Genomic DNA, 21,696 nt, shown 5'->3' on the forward strand with positions numbered 1-21,696 from the left:
GTTGGCGGGCATCTTGTGGGTGGTGTTTGCCCCGGCACGGGAGAAGGCACGCCAGAGTGTGTGCATCTCCAACCTGCACCAGATTGGGGTGGCGTTATCGCTCTACCGTTCGGATTACGATGGGCAGGAGGCCATGCAAGGTGTGCCTATGACCGCCTCTCAACTCGGACTGCCGATGGGCAGCAGTGGCTCCTATACTTTCGACACAGCCTATGTTAAAGACCGTCGCATTTTGTACTGTCCCGACTTCTGGCTCGATCCCAATATTTCCGAAAACCAGAAAAAGGGCTTAGGATCAAGTTATGGTTGGGACTATATGTGCTGCGATGACCCATATCCTGAGGCGATCCGGTTTAGTACACAAGTTGCTAAGAAAGGGAATCGGGCTATCACCGTCTACTGTGAGGAACATAACGACTTCATACCGCGTTCTCAGCTCTACAAAGAACCCTATTGGGAAACAAAGCACGAGATCGTATTACGCCTAAACAATCAAGTGCAGACTTTCAGAGTACCCATCTACTCTGATCTCAATGACTGGCCATAAATCTATGCCCCTCTCAGCTGTTTAAATCCATTTCCCATAAGGAGGTTATCTTAGTATGAAACAGAAGGTTCGCCGTATCGTTTCCGAACTCTATCGGAAAGTCTACGCCAAGTGGGAGGAGTTTGCCTTTGGCTTTTCAGCCCGTCAACCTCTGCCCAAGCCCAAGCTCACCCGACGAACCGCCGCACGGGCTTTGTTGGGAACCGGCTGGTTTCTGATGGGACTGCAGGCCATCCAGGAGTGGGCAGGTGCGGCTTCAATGAGTTGCGTACCGGTGATAGGCAGCTGTCCAAATGGTTGCATGTCATCGTTGGTTCGCAGCTTCTTCTGTTGTGCTTCCCTCGTCAACTCCAGCGGTAAGTCCGTAGCTTGCTGTCAGTTCAGCTGCGACCTATATGCATGTCTAGGAAGCGGCTGTCAGGGTGGTTCGTACGTCAATGAAACCCTAGTGGCCACCTATACAAACAGGAAATGCAGTAATACTGGTTTCTGTTTGTAGTTAGCATAAATTTTGCTTATCATAGCAGAGGAAGCAAAAAACAGTTTGTCTGCTTCCTCTTCCTTTTGATTTATTCTGTTTTACGATCATAGGGAGAATAACCTATGCAATCGGTTACTCTACATATCAAGCGACTAGATGCAAAATTCTACAGAAAAATGCCCGTGATAGCAGGCGCAAGTCTTCTCTTACTTGTGATGCTTTTCTTACTCTATCGCTATCGGCAATACCTTAAAAGCCCCGAATACGTTCTCAATAGGGCCTTGCATGACCTTGAAATCGGTGACATTAACGATCTGTATGCTATTAGCGCAAAGGACACCTGTAGCTATCTTCATATTACCCCCAAAAACGCGCATCTCATTTTGGCACAGACGCTATGGAAGCATGGGTTTCTACAAGAGCCGACCTATAGCCCCTTTGGTCCGGTGCCAGATGGCGTGAAGCAGTGGGTCGTAACGTGGAGACATCCCCATTTTCAGGTACGCCAGGACATGACTCTCTTTGTTCTGGAAAGACCAGATCATAGATGGTATTTCGATTTACCTAACCTGCTTATTGAGGCCTGTAGGATGTCAGCGAAACCATACAATATCTTAGCCGCTCAAGCGGGCATTCGAGGCTCTGAATACGCCAACATGTATTGGGACATCAAAGGACACTTCCTAGGCATGGGGGCGATTCCCTCGAAAAAAAGTATCATCGTGCCTTAAAGCTTATAGTGTTTAGAGGAGAAGTGCCATCTAAAATGCTACAAGGAGCCGTTATCCCATGAGCACATACTCTGAATCGCTCTGCTTACCCCTATTCAGCACCAACCTGCTGCGCTTACCCGATATGCCCTCCAACCACCCAGGGTCTGTTGTGGCCGGCAGCGAGTGCCTGCGCGCCCTCTTACGCTTCTCCCCAAAACCGGTCACTCTCTTTCTTCCAGAACATCTCCTCCAAAACGCCCAAAACGAACTGCAGCTTCTCCAGCAAAACGCGCCTTCTGCACAACCCATCGCCCTCCATCCGTTTCCTCAGATTCCACAAGTCTTGCAAAATCAGCCCTGCCTGGCCCTACATAACCTTGCCGGCCCTCATCTCGACCTAATGGCCTACATACGTTCGCAATTCGCTCCCCGCCTACTTCCCATCACCTGCATGGAATATGGCTTTAGCTTTCAATCTTTCCTCCTCGACGCCATTGTCCGCCTGCTGCTGGTTCCTACCTAGCCCTGCGACGCCCTCTTCTGCACTACCAACGTTGCAAAACAGGCTACCCACAACCTCCTCCAACGCCTTACCCATCAGCTACAAAGCCGGTTCGGCATACAACGCACTCCCAAATTCCAACTGCTCGTCATCCCTCATGGTGTGCCCACCGACCTGTTCTGTCCGCGCGACCGCGCCCAAACCCGCACGCTTCTTGAGTTGCCTCTGCAAAAAACCATTCTGCTCTATATGGGGCGAATTGACCCCTACAGCAAGAGCGACCTTTTCCCTTTGCTATTGGCCTATCGCAACCTATGGCAAAAGCATCCCGATAAGCTGCTGTTGTTGCTGGTGGGGCCGGTGAACGAAACCTATCTGCCCAAACTAGAGACGCTGCGCCAAGAGCTAGGATTGCCCTCGCATAGCCTGCAACTGCGCTCCAATGTGGCCAAAGGCTGTGTGCCTCTCTACTATGCGGCGGCCGATCTGTTTGTCTCCCTTAGCGATACGCTTCAAGAGAACTTTGGCCTCACACCGGTGGAGGCGATGGCAAGCGGGCTGCCGGTGGTGGTGACGGATTGGGCAGGCTATCGCGAGAGCGTGAAGGAAGGCGAAACCGGATTTAAAGTGCCGACTTTCTGGGGACCCAGCGATGCAGACCTAAACGAATGGGCGCCCTTCTACGACTGGAGCTTTGACCACTTCTATGTGGGCCAGTCGGTAGGCCTAGACCACCAGAAGTTAATAGAGGGCCTGTCTCTCCTGGTGGAAAACGAGGCGTTGCGGCACCAAATGGGTGAGCGTGCACGTGCCTATGCCCTGCAGGAGTATAGCTGGGAAGTAGGGGTAAAGCGTCTCTGGGAAGCCTGGGTGCAGCTCGCCAAAGAGGCGGAAACTCTAGAAGATGAGATGCAGAAAGAGGACTATAGGCTGCTTCAGCCGCGCTATTACGAGACGTTTGGTTGCTTTGCCTCTTACGGACTAAGTGGAGCGGAAAGGTTAACGATTACCCAGCGTGGGCTTAAGGTGCTGAAAGGCCAGGAACCGCTAGGCCAGATTGAGGAGCCACGAGGCCTCCTCAAAGAGGAGTGGGTACTTCGTGGCCTGCGTGGACTGCGCACTCTATGCCGCTGGAGCGGCAGCGTTTCGGTGGCGCGACTGGTGGAGCTGCTAAGGCGGTGCTATGGCGTGAACGATTCGGAAGGCTATCGGTATGTGCTCTGGATGCTGAAGTACGATCTGGCAGCCCTTACCTGCCGGCCCCGCTCGGATTTATCTCAAGAGATTTTGAAATCCACAGGAGAAGGAGGTTTCCCAACATGAGAAAACGGATGCTGCTTATCGCTATTGGGTTGGCGTTGATAAGCCGCGTGGCACCGGCGCAGCAGCCGCCCTTCGCCTTTGAGCTGGTGATAGAGAACCAGTTCGGTAAGGAGAAGAACTATCAGCGCATATGGCGCATGGGCACCTTCCTGCGCATAGACCCCATGAAAAGTCCCACCCTGCCTGCGTCTGACGTTTACGATACTTTCTATGCTCATCTCGTACCCAACGGGATGTGGTGGCTTTACTCCAAAAGAAGCATGCTTGGGGTTCCTGAGGCGATAGTCTATAGCGACTTGGAATGGTGGGCGTTTTGGCAGGAGGTAAAGCGGAAAGGGCTTGATAGGGTCATAGCCGAAAACCACATTACGCCGGAAGGGCAGAAGGTTTTCCGAGACAATCAGTTTTATGCGCAAACGCAGTTGGAAAAGCGGATGGAGTGGCAACTTCGGTTCTACAACCAGTTTCCCAATGTGCCCTGGTTTCCTACCCCTGCGGAAATTCGCACTTTCGGCAAAAAGATAGGGGAGGACCGAGTCGGTAGAGTGCCCTGCTGGGTCTATGAAAAGCGAGAGGTTTCGCGCGGACAGGTGACACAGACACGCCTTTGGGTGTCAAAAAGCGACGGAATGGTTTGGCAGCGCCGCATCGAAACCTGGCCGCAGAGCAGCCCGAACCACAAACGACTGATCATGGCCTCGCGCGTTTATACTTGCCGCATCTTGAAAAGCCTGCCTACATCGGTGTTTCAACTGCCGCCGGGGACTGTGGCCATTCTCCCAGACAAGGTTCAGGAGTATATCAGCGACCGTTTTGGGCTAGGGAAGGGCGTGCGCATACAACACCAAGAAGGTTTTGGCATTATCTTCAACCCTGTGACGGCAGCCGATTTTGCAAAGCCACATTAAGGCCGACGCCCTTCCCCTTGCCCGATTTAGGAGGCCTGGCGCATGGCGTCTTCCGCGCTGTCGGTGATGAGGGTAGGGTCAATGCGTTTCAGCACCGTCTCCTCATCCACCACGCACTTTTTCACGTTGGATTGCGAGGGCAACTCGTACATCACGTTGAGCATCACCTCTTCAATAATGGTGCGTAGGGCACGGGCGCCGGTGCTGCGTTGAATGGCCTCACGGGCGATGGCACGCAGCGCGGCCTCGGTAAACACCAACTCTACCCCTTCATATTCGAGGAAACGCGCGTACTGTTTTACCAAAGCGTTCTTCGGCTCTACCAGAATGCGCATGAGGGCCTCTTCATCCAACGGATCGAGGGTCGCAACCACCGGCAGGCGCCCCACAAATTCGGGAATGAGGCCGTACTTGAGAAGGTCATCGGGCATCACATGCTGATAGAGATTGCCTTTTTGCGAAGCTCGGTCTTGCTTGTCGCCGATATTGGCGCGAATGCCCATGGTGCGATTGTTAATGCGGCGCGAGATGATGTCGGTGAGGCCCTCGAAAGCGCCTCCGCAGATAAAAAGAATGTTGGTGGTATCTACTTGAACATACTCTTGCTGGGGATGTTTGCGGCCCCCTTGAGGGGGAACGTTGGCGATGGTACCCTCCAGAATTTTCAGCAGGGCCTGCTGCACCCCTTCCCCACTTACGTCGCGGGTAATGGAAGGGTTTTCGCTTTTACGGCTGATCTTGTCTATCTCATCAATATAGATAATGCCTCGCTGAGCGTTGCGAATGGTCTGCTCAAGCCCACCATTGGGGTTCATGTTTTCGGCGGCCTGAAGCAGCTTCAGCAGAATGTTTTCCACGTCCTCGCCCACATAGCCGGCCTCGGTAAGGGTCGTGGCATCGGCGATGGCAAAGGGAACGTTTAGGATGCGGGCGAGGGTCTGTGCGAGCAGGGTTTTACCGGAACCGGTTGGCCCGATAAGAAGGATATTGGACTTTTGCAACTCCACGTCGTTGCTTGGGGCGTTGATGCGCTTGTAGTGGTTATAAACCGCAACCGAGAGCACCCGCTTGGCGCGCTCCTGCCCCACCACATACTGGCTGAGTATGCGGTAAATCTCTTTCGGTTTCGGGATGGAACCCCAAGCCGGCCCTATGCCCGGAGTAGCTTCCTGACCTTCGCGGGCAATGATCTCGTTGCAGCGGTCCACGCATTGAAAACAGACGGCGCCGTACATGCCGGCTATCAGTTTGCCCACCTGCTCTCGCGTTTTGCCGCACAGCACGCAGCGGTTGTCCGATCTCTCAAAAACTCTCGACAAAGCTCTCTCCTTGAAACGGAAGGGTTCCGTTTTCTAGCGTTCGTTCTTATCTACTATTTTGTCTATCAAGCCGTACTCCAGCGCCTCTTGAGGCGACATAAAGTAGTCGCGGTCCATGTCGCGCCGCACCTTATCGGTCGGCTGATGGGTATGTCGGGCGAGTATCTCGGTAAGCACGTCTTGCATGCGTATCATCTCCCGCAGGCGAATTTCGGCATCCTGTACAGGGCCCTCATAGCCACCGGCCACCGAGTGAATCATAATTCGCGAGTTTGGGAGCGCATAGCGCTTGCCGGCGGTGCCTCCGGCCAAAAGAACAGCTGCCATCGAGGCCGCCATACCAACACAGATGGTGGCCACATCGCATTTGAGCATCTGCATGATGTCGTACATGGCCAGCCCTGCCGAGACACTGCCCCCCGGGCTGTTGATGTACAGCTCGATGTCGGCGTCGGGGTCTTCACGCTCCAGGAAAAGCAGTTCAGCGATCACGAGGTTGGCGAGGTGGTCGCTTATCGGCTCCCCAACAAACACAATGCGATCGCGCAGCAGGCGCGAATAGAGATCGTAGGCACGCTCTCCTCGGGCGCTCTGCTCGACCACCATGGGAATCACGTTCTTCGGTGTCTCTATTTTCCGTTCCATTATTCACCCCCCTCTGCAGTGGCGATCTCCTCCTCTACCTCTTCTTGGGGCAGATCGGAAACCTCTACCTCTCGAATCGTGTTGTTGGCAAACAGAAAGTCATGGAGGCGCTGTCGCACCAGCGCATCGGCCAGTTCCAATCGCTTGCGCGGGTTTTGCCGAAACTCCCCATACTGTTCTTCCGTAATTTGACCTTTTTCTAACATATCGTCGAAGGCGGCATCAATATCCTCTTGGTCAACCTGCAGCCCCTCCTGGGTGGCGATGGCACGCAGCACAAGGAACGCCGCGATGCGATAGGCCGACTGTTCTGCGAGCGCCCTCTGATGCTCCTCGGCCGTTTTGCCGATGGCCGCCAGATACTGCTCATATGTCAGGTTGCGCTGTTGCAGCTCACGCGCCAGCGCTTCGAGGCGAGATTCCATCTCCTCCTTCACCAAGATTTCCGAGAAGTTCACGGTGGAGTTCTTCACGATCTCGGCGATAAGCCGCTGTTCGGCAAGCTCATTACCCAGCCGTTCAAAGTAGTCTTCCAGCTCCTCTCGCACGCGCCGGCGCATGGTCTCAACGTTCTCATAGCCCAGCTCTTTGGCGAAGGCATCGTTGACCTCCGGCAGTTTGCGCACGTTGATGCCGATCAGCTTCACGGTGTAGGTGGCCTGCTTTCCGCGCTTGGCCTCGTCGGGGTAGTCGTCGGGATAAGGCAGAGTAAAGGTGCGCTCCTCCCCGATCTGCATGCCCAGCAAGGCCTCATCAAAACCGGGGATATTGTTCCCAAGAAAGATAAGGCGACGCCGTGCAGGCCCCTTATCCTCCTCCGCGCCCTCCTCTTGAACGCGCATCTCCACGCTCAACACGTCTCCAGGCTCTACCCCTCTATCGGTCACCCTTTCGAGGCGCTCATAAGGCTTGCGGCGCCGCTCGATCTCCTGCTCCACCAGCTCGTCGGTCACCACCCGCTTTGGCTTCTCCACGGTCAAACCGGTATAAGCTCCCAAAGTGACCTCCGGCTCCAGCGGCACGATCAGCTTATAGGTATAGGGTTTGTTGTTCTCGATGTCGGGGGCATCAATTTCGGGGTTATAGCCGCTCATTATCTCCAGCGACTCCTGCTCCAACGCCTTGGAGCCGGTTTCGGCGACAAGCTTCTCTAAAACCCGCCGTCGCACCCTTTCGGGGTCTACATAACGTTCCAAAAGGGCGAGAGGCGCTTTCCCCGGTCGAAACCCCGGCACGTTGACGTAGCGATTAAACTCTTTATACACGCTATCGAAGGTGCGGCTTACCTGCTCCTCATCCACGGTGATCTCGACCGTAGCCGTACGTGGAGTCGCATGTTCGACTTTTACCTGCATAACAAATGGTGCTTCCTTATATACTCGGTTTTCGTTTCAACTTGGCGAGGGTAGAATACAACATCCTTAAGCGTCGAGTCAAGCTTTCGCTGTGGCCTTTGGGATGTTCCATCGGTTACCCGCCTTATTAGCCCAAATTGGTCAGTGCGCCCTCGAAGTCGGCCATGGTGAGCGCGCGCGGCGTGTCCGGCCCCTGGTCGGCGATGCGTATGAGGGCCAACAGCCCCGCCTCGTTCACCAGGGCGCGAATGTCGGCTCCGCTATAGCCGTCGGTTTTCCGGGCCAGCTCGTCAATATCCACATCGGGCGCCAGATTGGCGTTTCGGGTACAGAGGGCAAATAGCTGCCGGCGCGCCTCAAAGTCAGGCAAAGGAATCTCGATCTCGCGCGAAAGGCGGCCCCCCCTTCGCACGGCCGGGTCGAGCATATCGGGGCGGTTGGTAGCGCCGATAATGAAGACACGGCTGTTGGGCGTTAACCCGTCCATCTCCTGCAGAAACTGGTTCACCACCTTGTCGGAATGGATGGCCACACCGCCCTGGCGCACAGGCAACAGCGCATCTATCTCATCAATGAAGATGATGGCAGGCGGGTTGGCGCGTGCGCGAGCAAATAGCTCCTGCACCCTTTTTTCGCTCTCCCCCACATACATCTGGTTGATGTCGGCCGGCGTAATGGCGTAGAAGTGACATTTGGCCTCGTTGGCCAATACGCGCGCAATGGTGGTTTTTCCGGTACCGGGTGGGCCTTTAAGCAGGATGCCCGTGGGCGGTTGTACACCTAGCTCCCGCGCCAGCTCCGGCTGCTCCAGCATGAGCTGCATCTGACGAAGTTCGCGTTTCGTGCGCGGGTTCAATACCAGATCGTCCCATGTAAGAGCGCTCTGTTGGGGAAGATCGGAGCCGGTTGTGACGTAGCGGTGGTTGGAGAGCGCGTTCAGCGAGGCGGCAAAGTTTCGGTAGTTGGTGTTAGAGGGATCCAGTTGAACCGCCGCCCGGGCGGCCTGTTCGGCCTCCTCACGACGGTCGAGCGCCTGAAACACCCGGGCCAGATAGTGGTAGGCACGAGCATGTTTGGGGTCGCGCTCCACCACCGATTCCAAATAGTAGGCCGCATCCTCCAAAGTTTGTCGCCAGGCGCGATAGCGCCTACGGCCATCGCGAACCGTTTGATCGAACCCAAGCAGTTGCGCTCCATAGAGCAGAGCCATGTCGGCCAAAGTCGGCCTGTCGGTATCGGCCAAATTCCATAAAGCCCATCCGAGGCGAAACCGAGCCTCCGTGTTCTCCGGGTCTAGCGCCACAGCCTTTCGGAAGGCCTCCACAGCGCGCCCCCACTCCGCCATGCGCGCATAGCGGATTCCTCTTGCAAGCGCCTCTTCGAGAGTCTCAACCCCCTGTTCGGGCATATTGGGTACCTATTTCAACAACAAAGCTACTTATATTCTACCAGATCGGCTTCAGCAGTTGCCGAAACCCTTTGTGCCCCTCTTTCAAGCGATGAAAGCCCGCCCTTACCGCACAACCGCTTCTATCGTGCGGCCAAACGCACGCCCCGGCCCACGCCACGAACCTCCAAAGCCGTTGGAGTGGCCTCCACAAGGTGGGCGTTCTCCCGCCCTAGCCGCTCCACCCGGTTCCCGGCTAGGTGCACGTTCTTACATTCGGTAAGGTAAATAAGGGCTTTAGGGTCAAGCCAGTTGGCGCCGCGATTGGAGGGGTGTTGCTGCGCACCGTGAAAAACGTTGTTGCGAATCTCCACATTTTCGGCAGAGGTAACCAGCAGGTTCACGCCGTCGCAGTTCTCTATGGTGTTGCCATCAATCTGGATATCCCGATGCCCATAGCCGGGCACAAAGCCGTGGTCGTTTGACGCCATTACCGAGATGGCTCCCGCCTGGTCGGTTCCCTGCCAAGTAACATAGCCCACGTTAAGGATGTGGTTGTTGCGCACGATGACATGATGGCTGTAGTCGGCCTCGTTCCACCACATCTCCGGCGCGATCACGATGCCTGCGATCGTACTTCCCTCGATGGTGTTGTTCTCAACCAGCCCGTCGTCGGCTTTCAGCAACATGCCACGCGCGCGATGATTGCGGATCACGTTGTTGCGCAACACATAACCGCTTCCATCCTCATCGGGATCGCTTACCAACCCTTCAAATGGAGCGGGCAGATCGCGGTCGAGGGTAAGTGCCACAAAGATATTTACCTCTTTAAAGGCCTTTAGGTCGGTCTGGCGTTGAGGCCGATAGTTAGAGAGAACCTCCACGGCGTTTAGCCTGGCCTCCCCTATGGGCACCAGGTCTTTCGTATAAACTCGCACGCGATCTCCGGTCTGAAAGAAGTTGCCCCAAGGAACGCGCACGATGAGATGGTTTCCATCGGACTCTTGCACCATGGCGTAGCGACCATGTATCGCGATGCCGTCATCCGGCATTCCTTGTAGAAGACATCCCTCAACCGTCGGGCCGTGCCGAATGCCGCTCGAGTGAAAGGCATCCGCTCCGGCAGCCATCAACGGCCTTCGTGTCGCGCCCGGCGGGGGCGGCGGATAGAGAATGGAGTAGTTATAGAAGTTCCCTCCCTCTCCACCTCCCTCATGCACCACCCAGCCGGTAGGCCCTACAAAGGTGAGGCCGATCACCTTGATGCCAGAGCAATCGCCCACCTCCAGATCGGTTGAGAGGTAGTTGCGATAGGTTACAAGATCGCCAACGGCCATGGTGTGATCGGCTCCAAAGCCGCCATAAAACCGAAACCTGTTAGGCCCTAGCCGCTCCACACGGCTGATGGGAACGTCGTAGGCGCCCGGCTTCCACTGTAGGGTTTTCGGGTCGAAAAAATAGGCCGTAGGATGGGGGTCAAAGTCGGCAGGGTTATCGAGGTCGGTTGGATAGCCCTTATCTACGACGATATCAAACCATCTGCGTTGGGGGTCTATCGCCACAATGGCGCCCTGAGTGCGCACGGTGGTCGCCAGGCGAACGGTAAAACCACGCAAGGTAACATGAGTGCAGTGATCGAGGTGAATTCCGCCCTGGCGCGGGTTCAGCCGCACCAACGTCACCCCGCGCCCGTCTACCTCGAAATTCTTCATGTTCACCAGGTGCAGCGCATAGTCATTGTGAGGGTCCTCGATGGGGTAGGTTCCTGGGGCGATGCGCACCCCCCTATAGCCGGCCTTATAGGCCGCCTCAATCGCTTGCTGCAGAGCCTCTGGGGCATTGGACGGCGGGTGCACGGTCAAAATCGAGGCCTGCGGAGCGCCTGCCCGTGCTGAAAGCAGGGTGAAACCGCAACTTACCAGCATCCCACCGATGCCAAGCCATGGAAATATTTGCTGTAGACGCTTTTTGATGTTCATGGTTCTATCTTCCCTATGCCGATGCAGCTCGCAGCTCCTGAAGCATCTTTTCGTAGGTTTTCAAGGCCTCCGCGCCAAAGCAGCAGAAGATCACCTTTTCCGGCAGCGACTCGTGTCTGAGAAAGTCGGCTACCTCTTGCAGAGCAATACGTGTGGCGCGCTCCAAGGGAAAGCGATAGGCGCCTGTGCTGATCGCCGGAAAGGCGATGGTGCGCACCCCGTGCTCCTTGGCAAGGCAGAGGCTATGGCGATAGCAGCTCGCCAAAAGGGCATCTTCCCCACGATCGCCTCCGTGCCACACCGGCCCTACGGCGTGGATCACATAGCGGGCCGGCAAGCGATACCCTTTCGTAATGCGGGCCTCTCCGGTGGGGCATCCCCCCAGCGTTCGGCACTCTTCAAGAAGCTCCGGTCCCGCCGCACGGTGGATGGCGCCATCCACCCCCCCACCCCCTAGCAGCGTGGTGTTGGCCGCATTCACGATGGCGTCCACCTCTAAACGGGTAATGTCGCCTTCTACAATCTCCATTCTATTAAAGGGAGTTGAGGACATAGACCACTTCTCCTTTTTTCGGTTTAATGCCGTTCCGCTCCTCAAGCAGCCTTGTGTTTGTATTCTTTCATCGGAGAGTGGTAGAATTCCTACGTAGATTCAACAGAGTCGCATTGAATGTTCCTTTAAGGCGCCTGCTGATCAAAGAATTCTGAGGAGGCCTTCATGAAAAATAGCTTTAATGCCCGCACCACACTGCGTGTGGGCGATAGAACCTACACCTACTACCGTCTCGAAGCCCTTGCACAGCACGGTATTGACCTCACCAAACTCCCCTACTCCCTCAAAATCCTGCTAGAGAACCTGCTACGCCATGAGGATGGCGTTACGGTAACTGCGGAAGACATTCTCGCACTGGCACGCTGGCGTCCCGATGAGGTGCCCGAAAGGGAGATCGCGTTTCGCCCCGCCCGAGTCTTACTGCAGGATTTTACGGGCGTGCCCTGCCTTGTAGACCTCGCTTCGATGCGCGAGGCCATGGCCCGTTTTGGAGGAGACCCCTCAAAAGTCAATCCGCTGCTGCCCGTGGAGCTTGTTATTGACCACTCGGTGCAGGTGGACTATTTTGGTAGGAAAGATGCTTTGGCTCTGAACGTAGCCAAGGAGTTTGAGCGCAACCGAGAGCGCTACGCCTTCCTGAAATGGGGCCAATCGGCCTTTCAAAACTTCAAGGTTGTTCCGCCCAGCACAGGCATCGTGCACCAGGTGAACTTGGAGTATTTGGCGCGTGTGGTTTTTGCCGATGCCCGTGCGGACGGTACGATAGTGGCCTACCCCGATACCCTTGTCGGCACCGATTCGCATACGACGATGATCAACGGTCTCGGCGTGCTGGGCTGGGGCGTGGGCGGCATCGAGGCGGAGGCGGCCATGCTGGGGCAACCGGTCTCCATGCTGATTCCGCAGGTGGTAGGCTTTCGCTTAGTCAATGCGCTGCCGGAGGGAGCTACGGCCACCGATTTGGTTTTGACGGTTACGGAGATGCTACGCAAGAAGGGCGTGGTGGGCAAGTTCGTGGAGTTTTACGGCCCCGGCCTAGCCTCGCTTCCCCTTGCAGATCGCGCAACGGTGGGGAATATGGCGCCGGAATATGGGGCAACTTGTGGTATCTTCCCCATAGACAACGAATCGCTTCGCTACCTCCGCATGTCCGGCCGCTCCGAAGAGCAGATCGCGCTTGTGGAGGCCTACATGAAGGAGCAGGGGCTTTTCCACGGCTTCGATGCGCCCGAAGCTTTCTACTCCGAGACCTTAGAACTCGATCTCAACACCGTGGAGCCTTCCATTGCCGGCCCGCGGCGCCCGCAAGATCGCATCCCGCTTTCCAACGCGAAAAAGGCTTGGGAGCAGGCCCTTCCCTCGCTACTAGGGCCTGGCACCGCCTCAAACGGAGCGACCGCACTGGCTACCCGTGTGAAGGTGGAGACGGAGAAGGCCACCTACGAGCTGAGCCACGGTTCTGTTGTTATCGCCGCCATCACAAGCTGTACGAACACCTCGAACCCCTCCGTCATGGTGGCGGCCGGCCTGTTGGCAAAAAAGGCCGTGGAGCTGGGGCTAGAGTCCAAGCCATGGGTCAAAACCTCGCTGGCCCCAGGCAGCCGTGTGGTGACCCGTTATTTAGAGCAGGCCGGGCTTCTGCCCTACCTCGAGCAACTTCGCTTCGCCACGGTGGGCTATGGCTGCACCACCTGCATCGGCAACTCCGGGCCGCTGCCGCCCGAAGTAAGTCGCGCCATTGAAGAGGGCAAGCTGGTGGTCTGTTCGGTGCTTTCCGGAAACCGCAATTTTGAGGGGCGCATTCAGCCCGAAGTACGCGCGAACTACCTGATGTCGCCTCCGCTGGTTGTGGCCTACGCGCTGGCCGGGCACATGGACTTCGATCCCTACAACGACCCGCTGGGCATGGATAAGGAGGGCAACCCGGTGTATCTGCGCCATATCTGGCCGACCCAGCAGGAGGTAGCCGAGACGATAGAAAAGGCGGTACGGGCCGAGATGTTCCGCGAAAACTACGCCGATGTCTTCAAAGGCGATGAAAACTGGAACCGGATCGATTCTCCACGTGGCGCCCTTTTCTCATGGGACTCGAATTCGACCTACATCAAGAACCCACCCTACTTCGATAACATGCCCCGCGAGGCGCCCGAAACGGTGGAGGATATACGCGGTGCCCGAGTACTGGCGATGTTTGGAGATAGCATCACCACCGACCATATCTCGCCTGCCGGCTCCATCAAACCCTCCTCACCGGCAGGGCGCTATCTCATTGAACGTGGGGTAGACCCGGCCGATTTCAACTCCTACGGGGCGCGTCGCGGACATGATGAGGTGATGGTGCGAGGAACCTTTGCCAACGTGCGCATTAAAAACCTACTGGTGCCCGGCACCGAAGGGGGTGTCACTATCTACTTCCCCACCGGAGAGGTGATGACCATCTACGAAGCGGCCATGCGCTACAAGCAGGATGGCACGCCGCTTATTGTGCTGGCCGGCAAAGAGTACGGTTCTGGTTCCAGCCGCGACTGGGCAGCCAAAGGCCCTTACCTGCAAGGCGTTCGCGCCGTGTTGGCCGAAAGCTTCGAGCGCATCCATCGCTCCAACCTTGTGGGCATGGGCATCCTTCCCATCCAGTATCGCCAGGGAGAGAGCGCGGCGACCTTAGGGCTGACCGGCCGAGAGCGCTACGACATTCTGGGGTTGCGTGAGGCCATCGCCACCGGCTTCGCCAACGGCCGAGAGCTTACCGTGCAGGCCACCGCAGAGGACGGAAGTCGCAAAGAGTTTCGGGTGCTTGCCCGTATAGACACGCCCCAAGAGGTGCAGTACTATCGGCACGGTGGCATACTGCAGTATGTGCTGAGGCAACTGCTCGAAACCGCCTAGAAAAGAGGATTTGCCACGGGGTTGCCCACTGTTGCCAGATATGTGCCCCGAATCGGCTGTAGGGGTAGGTAGGCACGAGGCCTACCCCTACGACCTGCTTTTTGGGCGTGAAACAGACCTCTTTGGACAGAGCTAGGGCAACGGCAGGTTTTTCTCTCCTTCGACAGGGCCTCTTTAGGAGTGGGCTAAGGGGTTGGCCTCCAGTGTCGTGCCCACCGTGTGCACGCGGATGAGGTTAGTAGTGCCGGGGCGGTTCACGGGCACACCGGCCGTCAGCACCACCGTGTCGCCGGGGCGCACCAATTGCAACCGCTGGGCTACCTCCAGCGTTTCACGCATCATGGAATCGGTATCCGTTACCGCCTCCACAAGGCAGGGCTGCACGCCCCACACCATGGCAAGCGCGTGATAGGTCGCTCGGCTTGGGGTCGCCCCGAGAATGCGCACAGGTGGTCGGTGCGAAGCCACCAGGCGAGCGGTTCGGCCGGTGGAGGTTGCACAGAGGATGGCTTTGGCGCCGATTTCGCAGGTGATCTGCGCGGCGGCATGGCCAACCGCTTCGGTAAGTTGGTGGGGGGTTGCCAGGCGCTCGGCATAGTCGCGATTGCGGAAGATGGCTTTTTCGGTAGTCAATGCGATGCGGGCCATCGTGCGTACGGCCTCGACCGGATAGGCTCCAGAGGCCGTCTCGGCCGAGAGCATGACGGCATCGGTTCCGTCGAGGATGGCGTTGGCCACATCGGCCGCTTCGGCACGGGTGGGGCGCGGGCACTGCATCATCGATTCGAGCATTTGGGTGGCCGTAACCACCGGTTTTGCCGCTCGGTTACAGGCGCGAATCAGCTGCTTTTGAACGATAGGCACCTCGTCAAAGCGCATCTCCACCCCCAGATCGCCTCGCGCCACCATCACCCCATCCACAACCTCTAAGATGGCCTCGAAATGATGAACCGCCTCCGCCTTCTCGATTTTGGCCATCACGGGCACCCGCACTCCCAGCTGCTGCATTGTGGAAAAGATGGGCTGAAGGTCTTCTGCATGGCGCACAAAAGAGACGGCCACCCAGTCCACCCCCTGGCTCAGGCCAAAACGGAGGTCATCGAGATCGCGCGGGGTGAGGGCGGGAATGGAGAACCGAGTGCCCGGTGCAGCGACCCCTTTGCGCGAAAGCAGCTTTCCCCCTGAGAGACATCGCGCCCACACAATGGGGGCCGGCGCCTCCTTTGTGGGTTCGGTGCGCAGAACGCGAAGGAGAATTTTGCCATCATCGAGCAGCAGCTTGCGCCCCGGCTGAAGCGCCGCCAGCAGCTCCGGCACCGGCAGAGGGAGAAGCAGGTTCTCGGAGGCTTTGGCAGGAGGCTCTAGGGCGTCGTGCGCGATGAGGCCCACCACTTGTCCTCGTTTCAAGGATACGCCGTCGGCTCCGAGGTCGCCGAGCCGAATTTTCGGACCGCAGAGGTCTTGCAGCAGGGCGAGCGGTTTGCCCATTTTTTGTGAGATTTCGCGCAGGTCGGCGATCACCTGAGCGTGCCAGGCATGGTCGCCATGAGAAAAGTTGAGGCGGGCAACATCCATGCCGGCTTGCAACATACGCTCCAAGGTTTTACGATGACAACTACTCGGCCCTATAGTGCAAACAATTTTCGTTTTTCGCAATTTCATGCCAAATTTGCTTTCAGGACACTTCTGTGCTCTTGAATGTTTTTTAAGCCAGAAGATACTTTACCAGCTTTTCAGCCCTATTTCAAGTTTCCTGCTTCTCGCACAGCTCCCTTTGGTACATTGGGCTTCACGATAAAGGCCTGTTTGGCTTCGGAAAGATCGTTTCCAACAAGCCGCACCCGCGCGGTTCGTGCGCCCGAAACCATTAAGAAGGCCTGTACGCCCTGCGGAGCCGCACAGCCGTGCAAAAAGGCATCTTGCACATCGTTTAGCTGCACCACAGGCATCTCTGTGGAGGGACTCGAAGCGTGTAGGACATTGACGTCCAAGTCTTTCACGTCATCGCAAACCAGGGCGGGACGCCCATCCGGCGTCTTGCTTACAAGCTCTAGTTGTGAAAGCCGAAGGCCATCCACATGCCGACAGTAAAGGCCGTAGGCAGGCAACCTGCCGAACATACGCGCTTCCGGGTAGGCTTTGGGCTGCTCCGGCACCGTGTGCTCAACCCACTCGGCCTTGCCGCCTTCCACGGTCTCGATGCAGATATTCTCTAGCTGCACATCCTGTACCCGATGCTCCGGCAGGCCTGTAATGGAAGAGGTTAACAAGGAACCGGTGGCATAGATATGGCCTATCCGAACACCTCGAAGCGACGTGGGTGCGGCCGGATTCTCCGTTCGCGTGCCGAGACGCACAAAAAGAGGGGTACGCACATTGCGCATGGCGATATTCGAGATAACGACCCCTTCCACCGATCCCCCATCCACCATCTCGACGGCAATGCCGGAAATAACCCGCGCGTTTATCGGGTCGGCATCTGCATTGTAGATCACCGAGTTGGCAAACGTGATGTCTCGGAAAGCGCCGTGTGTGGCCGTGCCCATCTTAAAACCGTTGCAGCAGGTGGTAAGTACGCAGTTGGTGATCGTGATATTTTCGTTGGCTTGCACCGGCCCACCGTACGGGTTTTCGCTTTTCAGGCAGATGGCATCGTCGCCGGTGGCGATATCGCAATCGGAAATGAAGACGTTGTGGCAACAGGTAATGTCCATCCCGTCGGTGTTGGGGCCGTAGACGGGGTTACGCACACGGATGCCGCGAATGGTGACCGTTTCACAAAGGATGGGGCGTAGGGTCCAGCCCGGCGAGTTGGCAAGCAGCACGCCCTCGATGTGCACGTTTCGACAGCGAACAAACTCTAACATCGGCGAAGGGCGTATCTGCTTCCCATTCTGACGAATAGGCCTATAGTCGTAGGCGATAACGTCGCGCCAAAGGTCTTCCGGGCGGGGAGGTGGGCGATGGGTAGGCTGCCAAAAGGCAGGGCCTTGCCCATCCACCGTTCCCAAACCGCAGAGGGCGATGTTTTCGGCGTTTTCGGCAAAGAGGAGGTGGCGCGTATTGGCATCGCCGCCAGGGGCGGGGCCGGGATGGTCTTCATAATCCGCGGGGTCGGTGCTGCCCAACAGGGTAGCCCCCGCTTCGAGATAGAGGCGCACGTTGCTTTTCAACACAAGGCCGCCGGTAAGGTAGGTGCCGGCAGGCACATACACCGTTCCTCCGCCGGCCCGAAAAGCGGCCTCTATCGCCTGCTGAAGCGCTGCGGTGTTCTTGGTTTTTCCATCTCCAACCGCGCCAAAACGGCGTACATCCCACCAAAGCTCTTTTGCTGCCGATCCGCTTTGGCCTCCTCCGGAAAGGAAAAAAGCGCCCGAAAAGCCCAGCAGTTCCCGTCGGTTCATGGTGTCGCTCCTTCCACCCGAAAGGGTTCCCAGTTCCAACTTTGGAGAGTTTCCATAAGGGAATAGGCCGTCATATCGAGATGGATAGGGGTGATGGAGATGGCACCGTGCTGAACCGCGTACACATCCGAGCCGGGTTCGGGTTCTTCCGGTCGCACGCTACCTCCAAGCCAATAGTAGGGTCGCCCATAGGGGTCTTCACGCACCGCAATGCGGTTCACATACTCCCTTCGTCCCTGTCGCGTAATGGCTATGGGCAGCTCTGAAGCATCGGGCCTGTAGGGGATGTTGATGTTGAGAAGCACGTGTGGAGGGAGGCGATGTTGTTGAATGCGGGTGGCAACTTGCCCGATGAAGGCCGCGATAGGCTCGAAAGAGACGGTGCCCGCAGGAACATTTTCGGGCAAACAGAGGGAGACGGCGAGAGAGGGAATGCCGATCACCGCCCCCTCCCGAGCGCCGGCAACCGTGCCGCTGTAGACCACGTCCCACCCCAGATTGGCCCCTGCATTGATTCCTGAAACCACGAGGTCGCACCGCCCGCCCATTACCACCTCATAACCCAAGGCCACACAATCGGCAGGGGTGCCGTTGCAGGCATAGCCTTCTGCCCCATCCGGCAAGGCGACGGGGGTAAGGCGAAGGGGCTTGTGAAGCGTGATGGAGTGCCCTACGGCGCTACGAGGGCGTTCGGGCGCAACTACAAAAACCTCCCCTACATGGGCGAGCGCACGGCGGGCTGCATGGAGACCCGCGGCCTGCACGCCATCATCATTCGTCAGCAGAATACGCAATTTGACTCTCTTAACTGGGTGAGATAACCGGTTATCGAGAAGCATTATACCTACTCTCATCCGTCAGCGCCTCTTGGAAAGAGGCTTAACGTCTTTCAAAATAGGCCTGCTTTGCGGTATAATAAAACAGCAATGGGCGAATAGCTCAGTCGGTAGAGCGCTTCGCTTACACCGAAGAGGTCCGGGGTTCAAGTCCCTGTTCGCCCATTTTTTGTTTGCCGGCGCCGTTGTCCTCTTTGGAGAATTTCTGAAACCGCACACACCGTTCTCTCGTCTCTTCGATCAAACATAGGATTCCTAGCATGTCCCCACAGGAACAGAGTTTCTCCGGCCAATCGGCCACCGAGGTCTCTTCACAAGGAGCCGTTTCTAGGCTCGCTTCCGACACCATTTCTCCCGAAGAACGTCAGCGCATTGAAACGCTTCTGACAACCGTATCCTCTAAAAGCCCTGTACGTGGTGCCGTCGAAGCCCTGCTTGCCGACCCAAAGGCCACGGTGCCTTCGGAGCCTCTTTATGCCGTTTTGCGCCGGCCTAGTTGGCGACGATGGCGTGAGCAGCAACTGGCGGTGTGGGCCTTAGCCCGCCTGGCCGAGCGGAATGAGCAACGTGAGAAGACTGTTGACGCCTTCGCCAAGGTTCTCAGCGGGGACTTCTCCGTTCAGATGTTGACCGGCATTGGGGTTGTTGCGCTGGTGATTATGGTAATAACGATCATCACATGGAAAAAGGCGGGAGCCTTTTCGGCTTTTCTCGATGTGCTTGCTACATTCTCTAGCTTTATGTCCTTCAAAGCCGCCTTCGCCAACCCCGTACGTGAAGAGGCCGCAAGCGCTTTGGGGAGACTGAAGGCGGTGGAAGCTTTGGACAGCCTGGTGCAGGCGGAGTTTGGGGTGTTGAAGACGTTGAAGCGCAAAATGCGCGAGACCATCTTCTCCCTTCTTCCCGCTCTTACCCCCGACCACTACGGCAAACTACAGACACGCACCCTCCGCCTCCTCGCCATCATGCTGGAAAACCAGACGGAAGTGGAAAACGCCCATCTCATTCTGGACGCCCTAGACAAAGTGGGGGATCGCAGCGTGCTGCCCATTCTCAACCGTATCGCTCGCGGAAAGGACAAGGCAGGAAAACTGCCCTCCGTTCGGGCTGCCGCTTCCCAGGTGATAGCCCACATCGAAGAGCGTCTCGCCAAACATAAAGAGAGCGACCTTCTTCTGCGCGTTGCCTCCGAGACCTCCTCCTCGGCCAACCTTCTCCGGCCGTCCAAACGTGACTCTGAGGAGGACATCGCCCTTCTGCTGCGCGCGGCCGTACGCAAACAAGGCGATCATCAACTGGTGTATTCGATCCTCGATGACATTAAGCGCAGGGGCGACAGGCGAGCCGTCCCGGCGCTCCACGACCTTCTTAAGCTCCCGGAACTTCCTCCTGAAGTGGAGGCGGCGGCGCGTGAGTGCCTGCTTTCACTGCAGCAGAGCGCTTAAGACATTCCCCTCTAGACGACAACTCTCTGCACCATCACGCCTTCTCCTCAATCAGCGCGTCGGAGTGGTAGTAAGGAGACCTGCATAGCGGCAAACGGTGCCCATGTGGGGATGAGGAAGCCCGCCTCAAGGTACACTAAAGAAATGAGCGACGTTGAACCTGCCTTGGGCGAGAACAGAAACCCTCTCACCACTCAAGAGGCGGCGATTGAGGATGCCATCCATCAACTGCGTGAGGCCACCCGCGGCACCCCCTATGAGGGCAGGCTTTACCTGGTGGGCGGCCTGCTCCGCGATCGGGAGCTAGGCGTCCCCTCCTCTCCCGATCTCGACATTGTTTTGGAAGGGGATGCCGTTGAACTTGCCTATTTCCTCCACAAAAAAGGCCTTTCGACGCACCATCCGGTCGTCTACCCCCGTTTTGGCACCGCACGCATTACCGTGGCAACGGCTCAGGGGATCGATTGTAACGTCGAGTTGGTTTCTGCGCGGGCGGAAAGCTACCATCCCGAATCGCGCAAACCCGACGTGCACCTTGCAAGTCTACGCGAGGATGTGTTTCGGAGAGACTTTACCATCAACACGCTTTTAGAAAACCTTCATACCGGCGAGCGTCTCGATCTTACCGGTATGGCCATGGCCGATCTACGCGCCAAAATCATTCGGACGCCTCTTGACCCGGCCATTACCTTTTACGACGACCCCTTGCGCATGCTGCGTGCCGTGCGATTTGCCGCACGCTTCGATTTTGAGATCGAACCCAAAACGAAAGAGGGAATTATGAAGGACGCCTATCGGCTAAGCCCCCCGGCCCTATCGTATGAGCGCATCCGAGATGAGTTTGTGAAGATCGTTATGCTGCCCGGCACCAAAGCGCGCCGGGGTCTGCAGATGCTGCTCGAGCTGAATCTCCTCCCCCAGTTTCTGCCGGAGATGGTGAAGATGGTAGGCTGTCGGCAGGGAGGATGGCACCGTTACGATGTGTGGGAGCACACCCTCGTGGCTCTGGAGTGCTTGCCCGAAAGCGCCGGGCTGGCGCTGAGGCTCGGTCTGCTTTGGCACGACATCGGCAAACCGCAAACCCGTACCGAGGTGGATGGACAGGTGCACTTTTACGGCCATGCAACCGTTGGGGCCGAGATGGTTCATCGTATCATGCGTCGCCTCAAGTTTTCCAATGAGGAGATAGAGGCCGTTACCACGCTGGTGAAGTTGCACATGCGCCCCGGCGAGTATCGTTCGGATTGGAGCGATGCTGCCGTAAAACGCCTAATTCGCGAGTGCGGGCCTTACCTTGAAGACCTCCTTACCCTTGCCGAGTGCGACGTTGCGGCCACCGTGGTGCCCGAGCAGGCACGCGCGGATATTGCAGGGCTGCGCGCCCGTATTGCCCAGCTCAATGCCGATAGCGTG

17 protein-coding genes and 1 tRNA gene are annotated in these 21,696 nt (G+C 57.1%); 9 read left to right on the forward strand and 9 right to left on the reverse strand.

Going from position 1 to position 21,696, the window contains the following annotated elements; all coding sequences use genetic code 11:
• From VKV18_RS01215 to VKV18_RS01235, 5 genes are all read left to right on the forward strand, one after another.
• The coding region (locus VKV18_RS01215) for a DUF1559 domain-containing protein (protein WP_324202408.1) at positions 1 to 547 on the forward strand (547 nt) is incomplete at its 5' end.
• Positions 548 to 1,150: 603 nt separating this feature from the next.
• Positions 1,151 to 1,759 (forward strand): hypothetical protein, encoded by a 609-nt coding sequence (locus tag VKV18_RS01220; protein WP_324202409.1) that lies wholly within the window; start codon positions 1,151 to 1,153, stop codon positions 1,757 to 1,759.
• A gap of 58 nt (positions 1,760 to 1,817) precedes the next feature.
• A complete protein-coding gene (locus VKV18_RS01225; RefSeq protein WP_324202410.1) occupies positions 1,818 to 2,264 on the forward strand; it encodes a hypothetical protein in 447 nt (148 codons plus the stop codon).
• 141 nt (positions 2,265 to 2,405) lie between these two features.
• The gene (locus VKV18_RS01230; RefSeq protein WP_324202411.1) at positions 2,406 to 3,566 is read left to right on the forward strand and encodes a glycosyltransferase family 4 protein; all 1,161 of its coding nucleotides are present in this window, start codon (positions 2,406 to 2,408) and stop codon (positions 3,564 to 3,566) included.
• A complete protein-coding gene (locus VKV18_RS01235) occupies positions 3,563 to 4,474 on the forward strand; it encodes a hypothetical protein (protein ID WP_324202412.1) in 912 nt (303 codons plus the stop codon). Before VKV18_RS01230 ends, VKV18_RS01235 begins: the two co-directional genes overlap by 4 nt.
• 26 nt (positions 4,475 to 4,500) lie before the next feature.
• On the opposite strand, the gene clpX is transcribed toward VKV18_RS01235, so the two are convergent.
• From clpX to VKV18_RS01265, 6 genes are all read right to left on the reverse strand, one after another.
• Positions 4,501 to 5,793, reverse strand: a complete 1,293-nt coding sequence (gene clpX, locus VKV18_RS01240; protein WP_324202413.1) for an ATP-dependent Clp protease ATP-binding subunit ClpX — start codon at positions 5,791 to 5,793, stop codon at positions 4,501 to 4,503.
• A 33-nt stretch (positions 5,794 to 5,826) separates the two neighbouring features.
• Positions 5,827 to 6,438, reverse strand: a complete 612-nt coding sequence (locus tag VKV18_RS01245; protein ID WP_324202414.1) for an ATP-dependent Clp protease proteolytic subunit — start codon at positions 6,436 to 6,438, stop codon at positions 5,827 to 5,829.
• The gene (tig, locus tag VKV18_RS01250) at positions 6,438 to 7,793 is read right to left on the reverse strand and encodes a trigger factor (protein WP_324202415.1); all 1,356 of its coding nucleotides are present in this window, start codon (positions 7,791 to 7,793) and stop codon (positions 6,438 to 6,440) included. The genes VKV18_RS01245 and tig overlap by 1 nt, the downstream gene beginning before the upstream one ends.
• Before the next feature lie 127 nt (positions 7,794 to 7,920).
• Positions 7,921 to 9,201, reverse strand: coding sequence for an AAA family ATPase (locus tag VKV18_RS01255; protein ID WP_324202416.1), 1,281 nt, complete (start codon positions 9,199 to 9,201; stop codon positions 7,921 to 7,923).
• A 122-nt stretch (positions 9,202 to 9,323) separates the two neighbouring features.
• Entirely contained in the window at positions 9,324 to 11,159 is a 1,836-nt protein-coding gene (locus VKV18_RS01260; RefSeq protein ID WP_324202417.1) for a right-handed parallel beta-helix repeat-containing protein, read from the reverse strand.
• Positions 11,160 to 11,172: 13 nt separating this feature from the next.
• Positions 11,173 to 11,712 (reverse strand): O-acetyl-ADP-ribose deacetylase, encoded by a 540-nt coding sequence (locus tag VKV18_RS01265; RefSeq protein ID WP_324202418.1) that lies wholly within the window; start codon positions 11,710 to 11,712, stop codon positions 11,173 to 11,175.
• A gap of 165 nt (positions 11,713 to 11,877) precedes the next feature.
• On the opposite strand from VKV18_RS01265, the gene acnA reads away from it, so the two are divergent.
• Positions 11,878 to 14,598 (forward strand): aconitate hydratase AcnA, encoded by a 2,721-nt coding sequence (acnA, locus tag VKV18_RS01270; protein ID WP_324202419.1) that lies wholly within the window; start codon positions 11,878 to 11,880, stop codon positions 14,596 to 14,598.
• A gap of 174 nt (positions 14,599 to 14,772) precedes the next feature.
• On the opposite strand, the gene pyk is transcribed toward acnA, so the two are convergent.
• The 3 genes from pyk to surE form a co-directional block, all read right to left on the reverse strand.
• Complete coding sequence (gene pyk / locus VKV18_RS01275; RefSeq protein ID WP_324202420.1) at positions 14,773 to 16,260, reverse strand: pyruvate kinase; 1,488 nt, start codon at positions 16,258 to 16,260, stop codon at positions 14,773 to 14,775.
• A 77-nt stretch (positions 16,261 to 16,337) separates the two neighbouring features.
• Entirely contained in the window at positions 16,338 to 18,002 is a 1,665-nt protein-coding gene (locus tag VKV18_RS01280) for a glycoside hydrolase family 28 protein (protein WP_324202421.1), read from the reverse strand.
• Positions 17,999 to 18,796: a 5'/3'-nucleotidase SurE gene (gene surE, locus VKV18_RS01285; RefSeq protein WP_324202422.1), complete on the reverse strand. Its 798-nt coding sequence runs from the start codon at positions 18,794 to 18,796 to the stop codon at positions 17,999 to 18,001. The genes VKV18_RS01280 and surE overlap by 4 nt, the downstream gene beginning before the upstream one ends.
• 134 nt (positions 18,797 to 18,930) lie before the next feature.
• Between surE and VKV18_RS01290 the strand changes: the two genes are divergently transcribed.
• The 3 genes from VKV18_RS01290 to VKV18_RS01300 form a co-directional block, all read left to right on the forward strand.
• Positions 18,931 to 19,003: transfer RNA gene (locus tag VKV18_RS01290), tRNA-Val, on the forward strand.
• 95 nt (positions 19,004 to 19,098) lie between these two features.
• Positions 19,099 to 20,283, forward strand: a complete 1,185-nt coding sequence (locus VKV18_RS01295) for a hypothetical protein (RefSeq protein WP_324202423.1) — start codon at positions 19,099 to 19,101, stop codon at positions 20,281 to 20,283.
• A 144-nt stretch (positions 20,284 to 20,427) separates the two neighbouring features.
• A partial coding sequence (locus VKV18_RS01300) for an HDIG domain-containing metalloprotein (RefSeq protein WP_324202424.1) occupies positions 20,428 to 21,696 on the forward strand: 1,269 nt, incomplete at its 3' end.

The sequence above is a fragment of the Chthonomonas sp. genome (assembly GCF_035294505.1).
Taxonomy (GTDB): Bacteria; Armatimonadota; Chthonomonadetes; order Chthonomonadales; family Chthonomonadaceae; genus Chthonomonas.

What these genes read in the sequence shown, in the direction of transcription:
- VKV18_RS01220 (WP_324202409.1), top strand. Translation starts at nt 1,151, where the DNA reads ATGCAATCGGTTACTCTACATATCAAGCGACTAGATGCAAAATTCTAC.
- VKV18_RS01225 (WP_324202410.1), top strand. Translation starts at nt 1,818, where the DNA reads ATGAGCACATACTCTGAATCGCTCTGCTTACCCCTATTCAGCACCAAC.
- VKV18_RS01235 (WP_324202412.1), top strand. Translation starts at nt 3,563, where the DNA reads ATGAGAAAACGGATGCTGCTTATCGCTATTGGGTTGGCGTTGATAAGC.
- VKV18_RS01245 (WP_324202414.1), bottom strand. Translation starts at nt 6,438, where the DNA reads ATGGAACGGAAAATAGAGACACCGAAGAACGTGATTCCCATGGTGGTC.
- tig (WP_324202415.1), bottom strand. Translation starts at nt 7,793, where the DNA reads ATGCAGGTAAAAGTCGAACATGCGACTCCACGTACGGCTACGGTCGAG.
- VKV18_RS01255 (WP_324202416.1), bottom strand. Translation starts at nt 9,201, where the DNA reads ATGCCCGAACAGGGGGTTGAGACTCTCGAAGAGGCGCTTGCAAGAGGA.
- VKV18_RS01260 (WP_324202417.1), bottom strand. Translation starts at nt 11,159, where the DNA reads ATGAACATCAAAAAGCGTCTACAGCAAATATTTCCATGGCTTGGCATC.
- VKV18_RS01265 (WP_324202418.1), bottom strand. Translation starts at nt 11,712, where the DNA reads ATGTCCTCAACTCCCTTTAATAGAATGGAGATTGTAGAAGGCGACATT.
- acnA (WP_324202419.1), top strand. Translation starts at nt 11,878, where the DNA reads ATGAAAAATAGCTTTAATGCCCGCACCACACTGCGTGTGGGCGATAGA.
- pyk (WP_324202420.1), bottom strand. Translation starts at nt 16,260, where the DNA reads ATGAAATTGCGAAAAACGAAAATTGTTTGCACTATAGGGCCGAGTAGT.
- VKV18_RS01280 (WP_324202421.1), bottom strand. Translation starts at nt 18,002, where the DNA reads ATGAACCGACGGGAACTGCTGGGCTTTTCGGGCGCTTTTTTCCTTTCC.
- VKV18_RS01295 (WP_324202423.1), top strand. Translation starts at nt 19,099, where the DNA reads ATGTCCCCACAGGAACAGAGTTTCTCCGGCCAATCGGCCACCGAGGTC.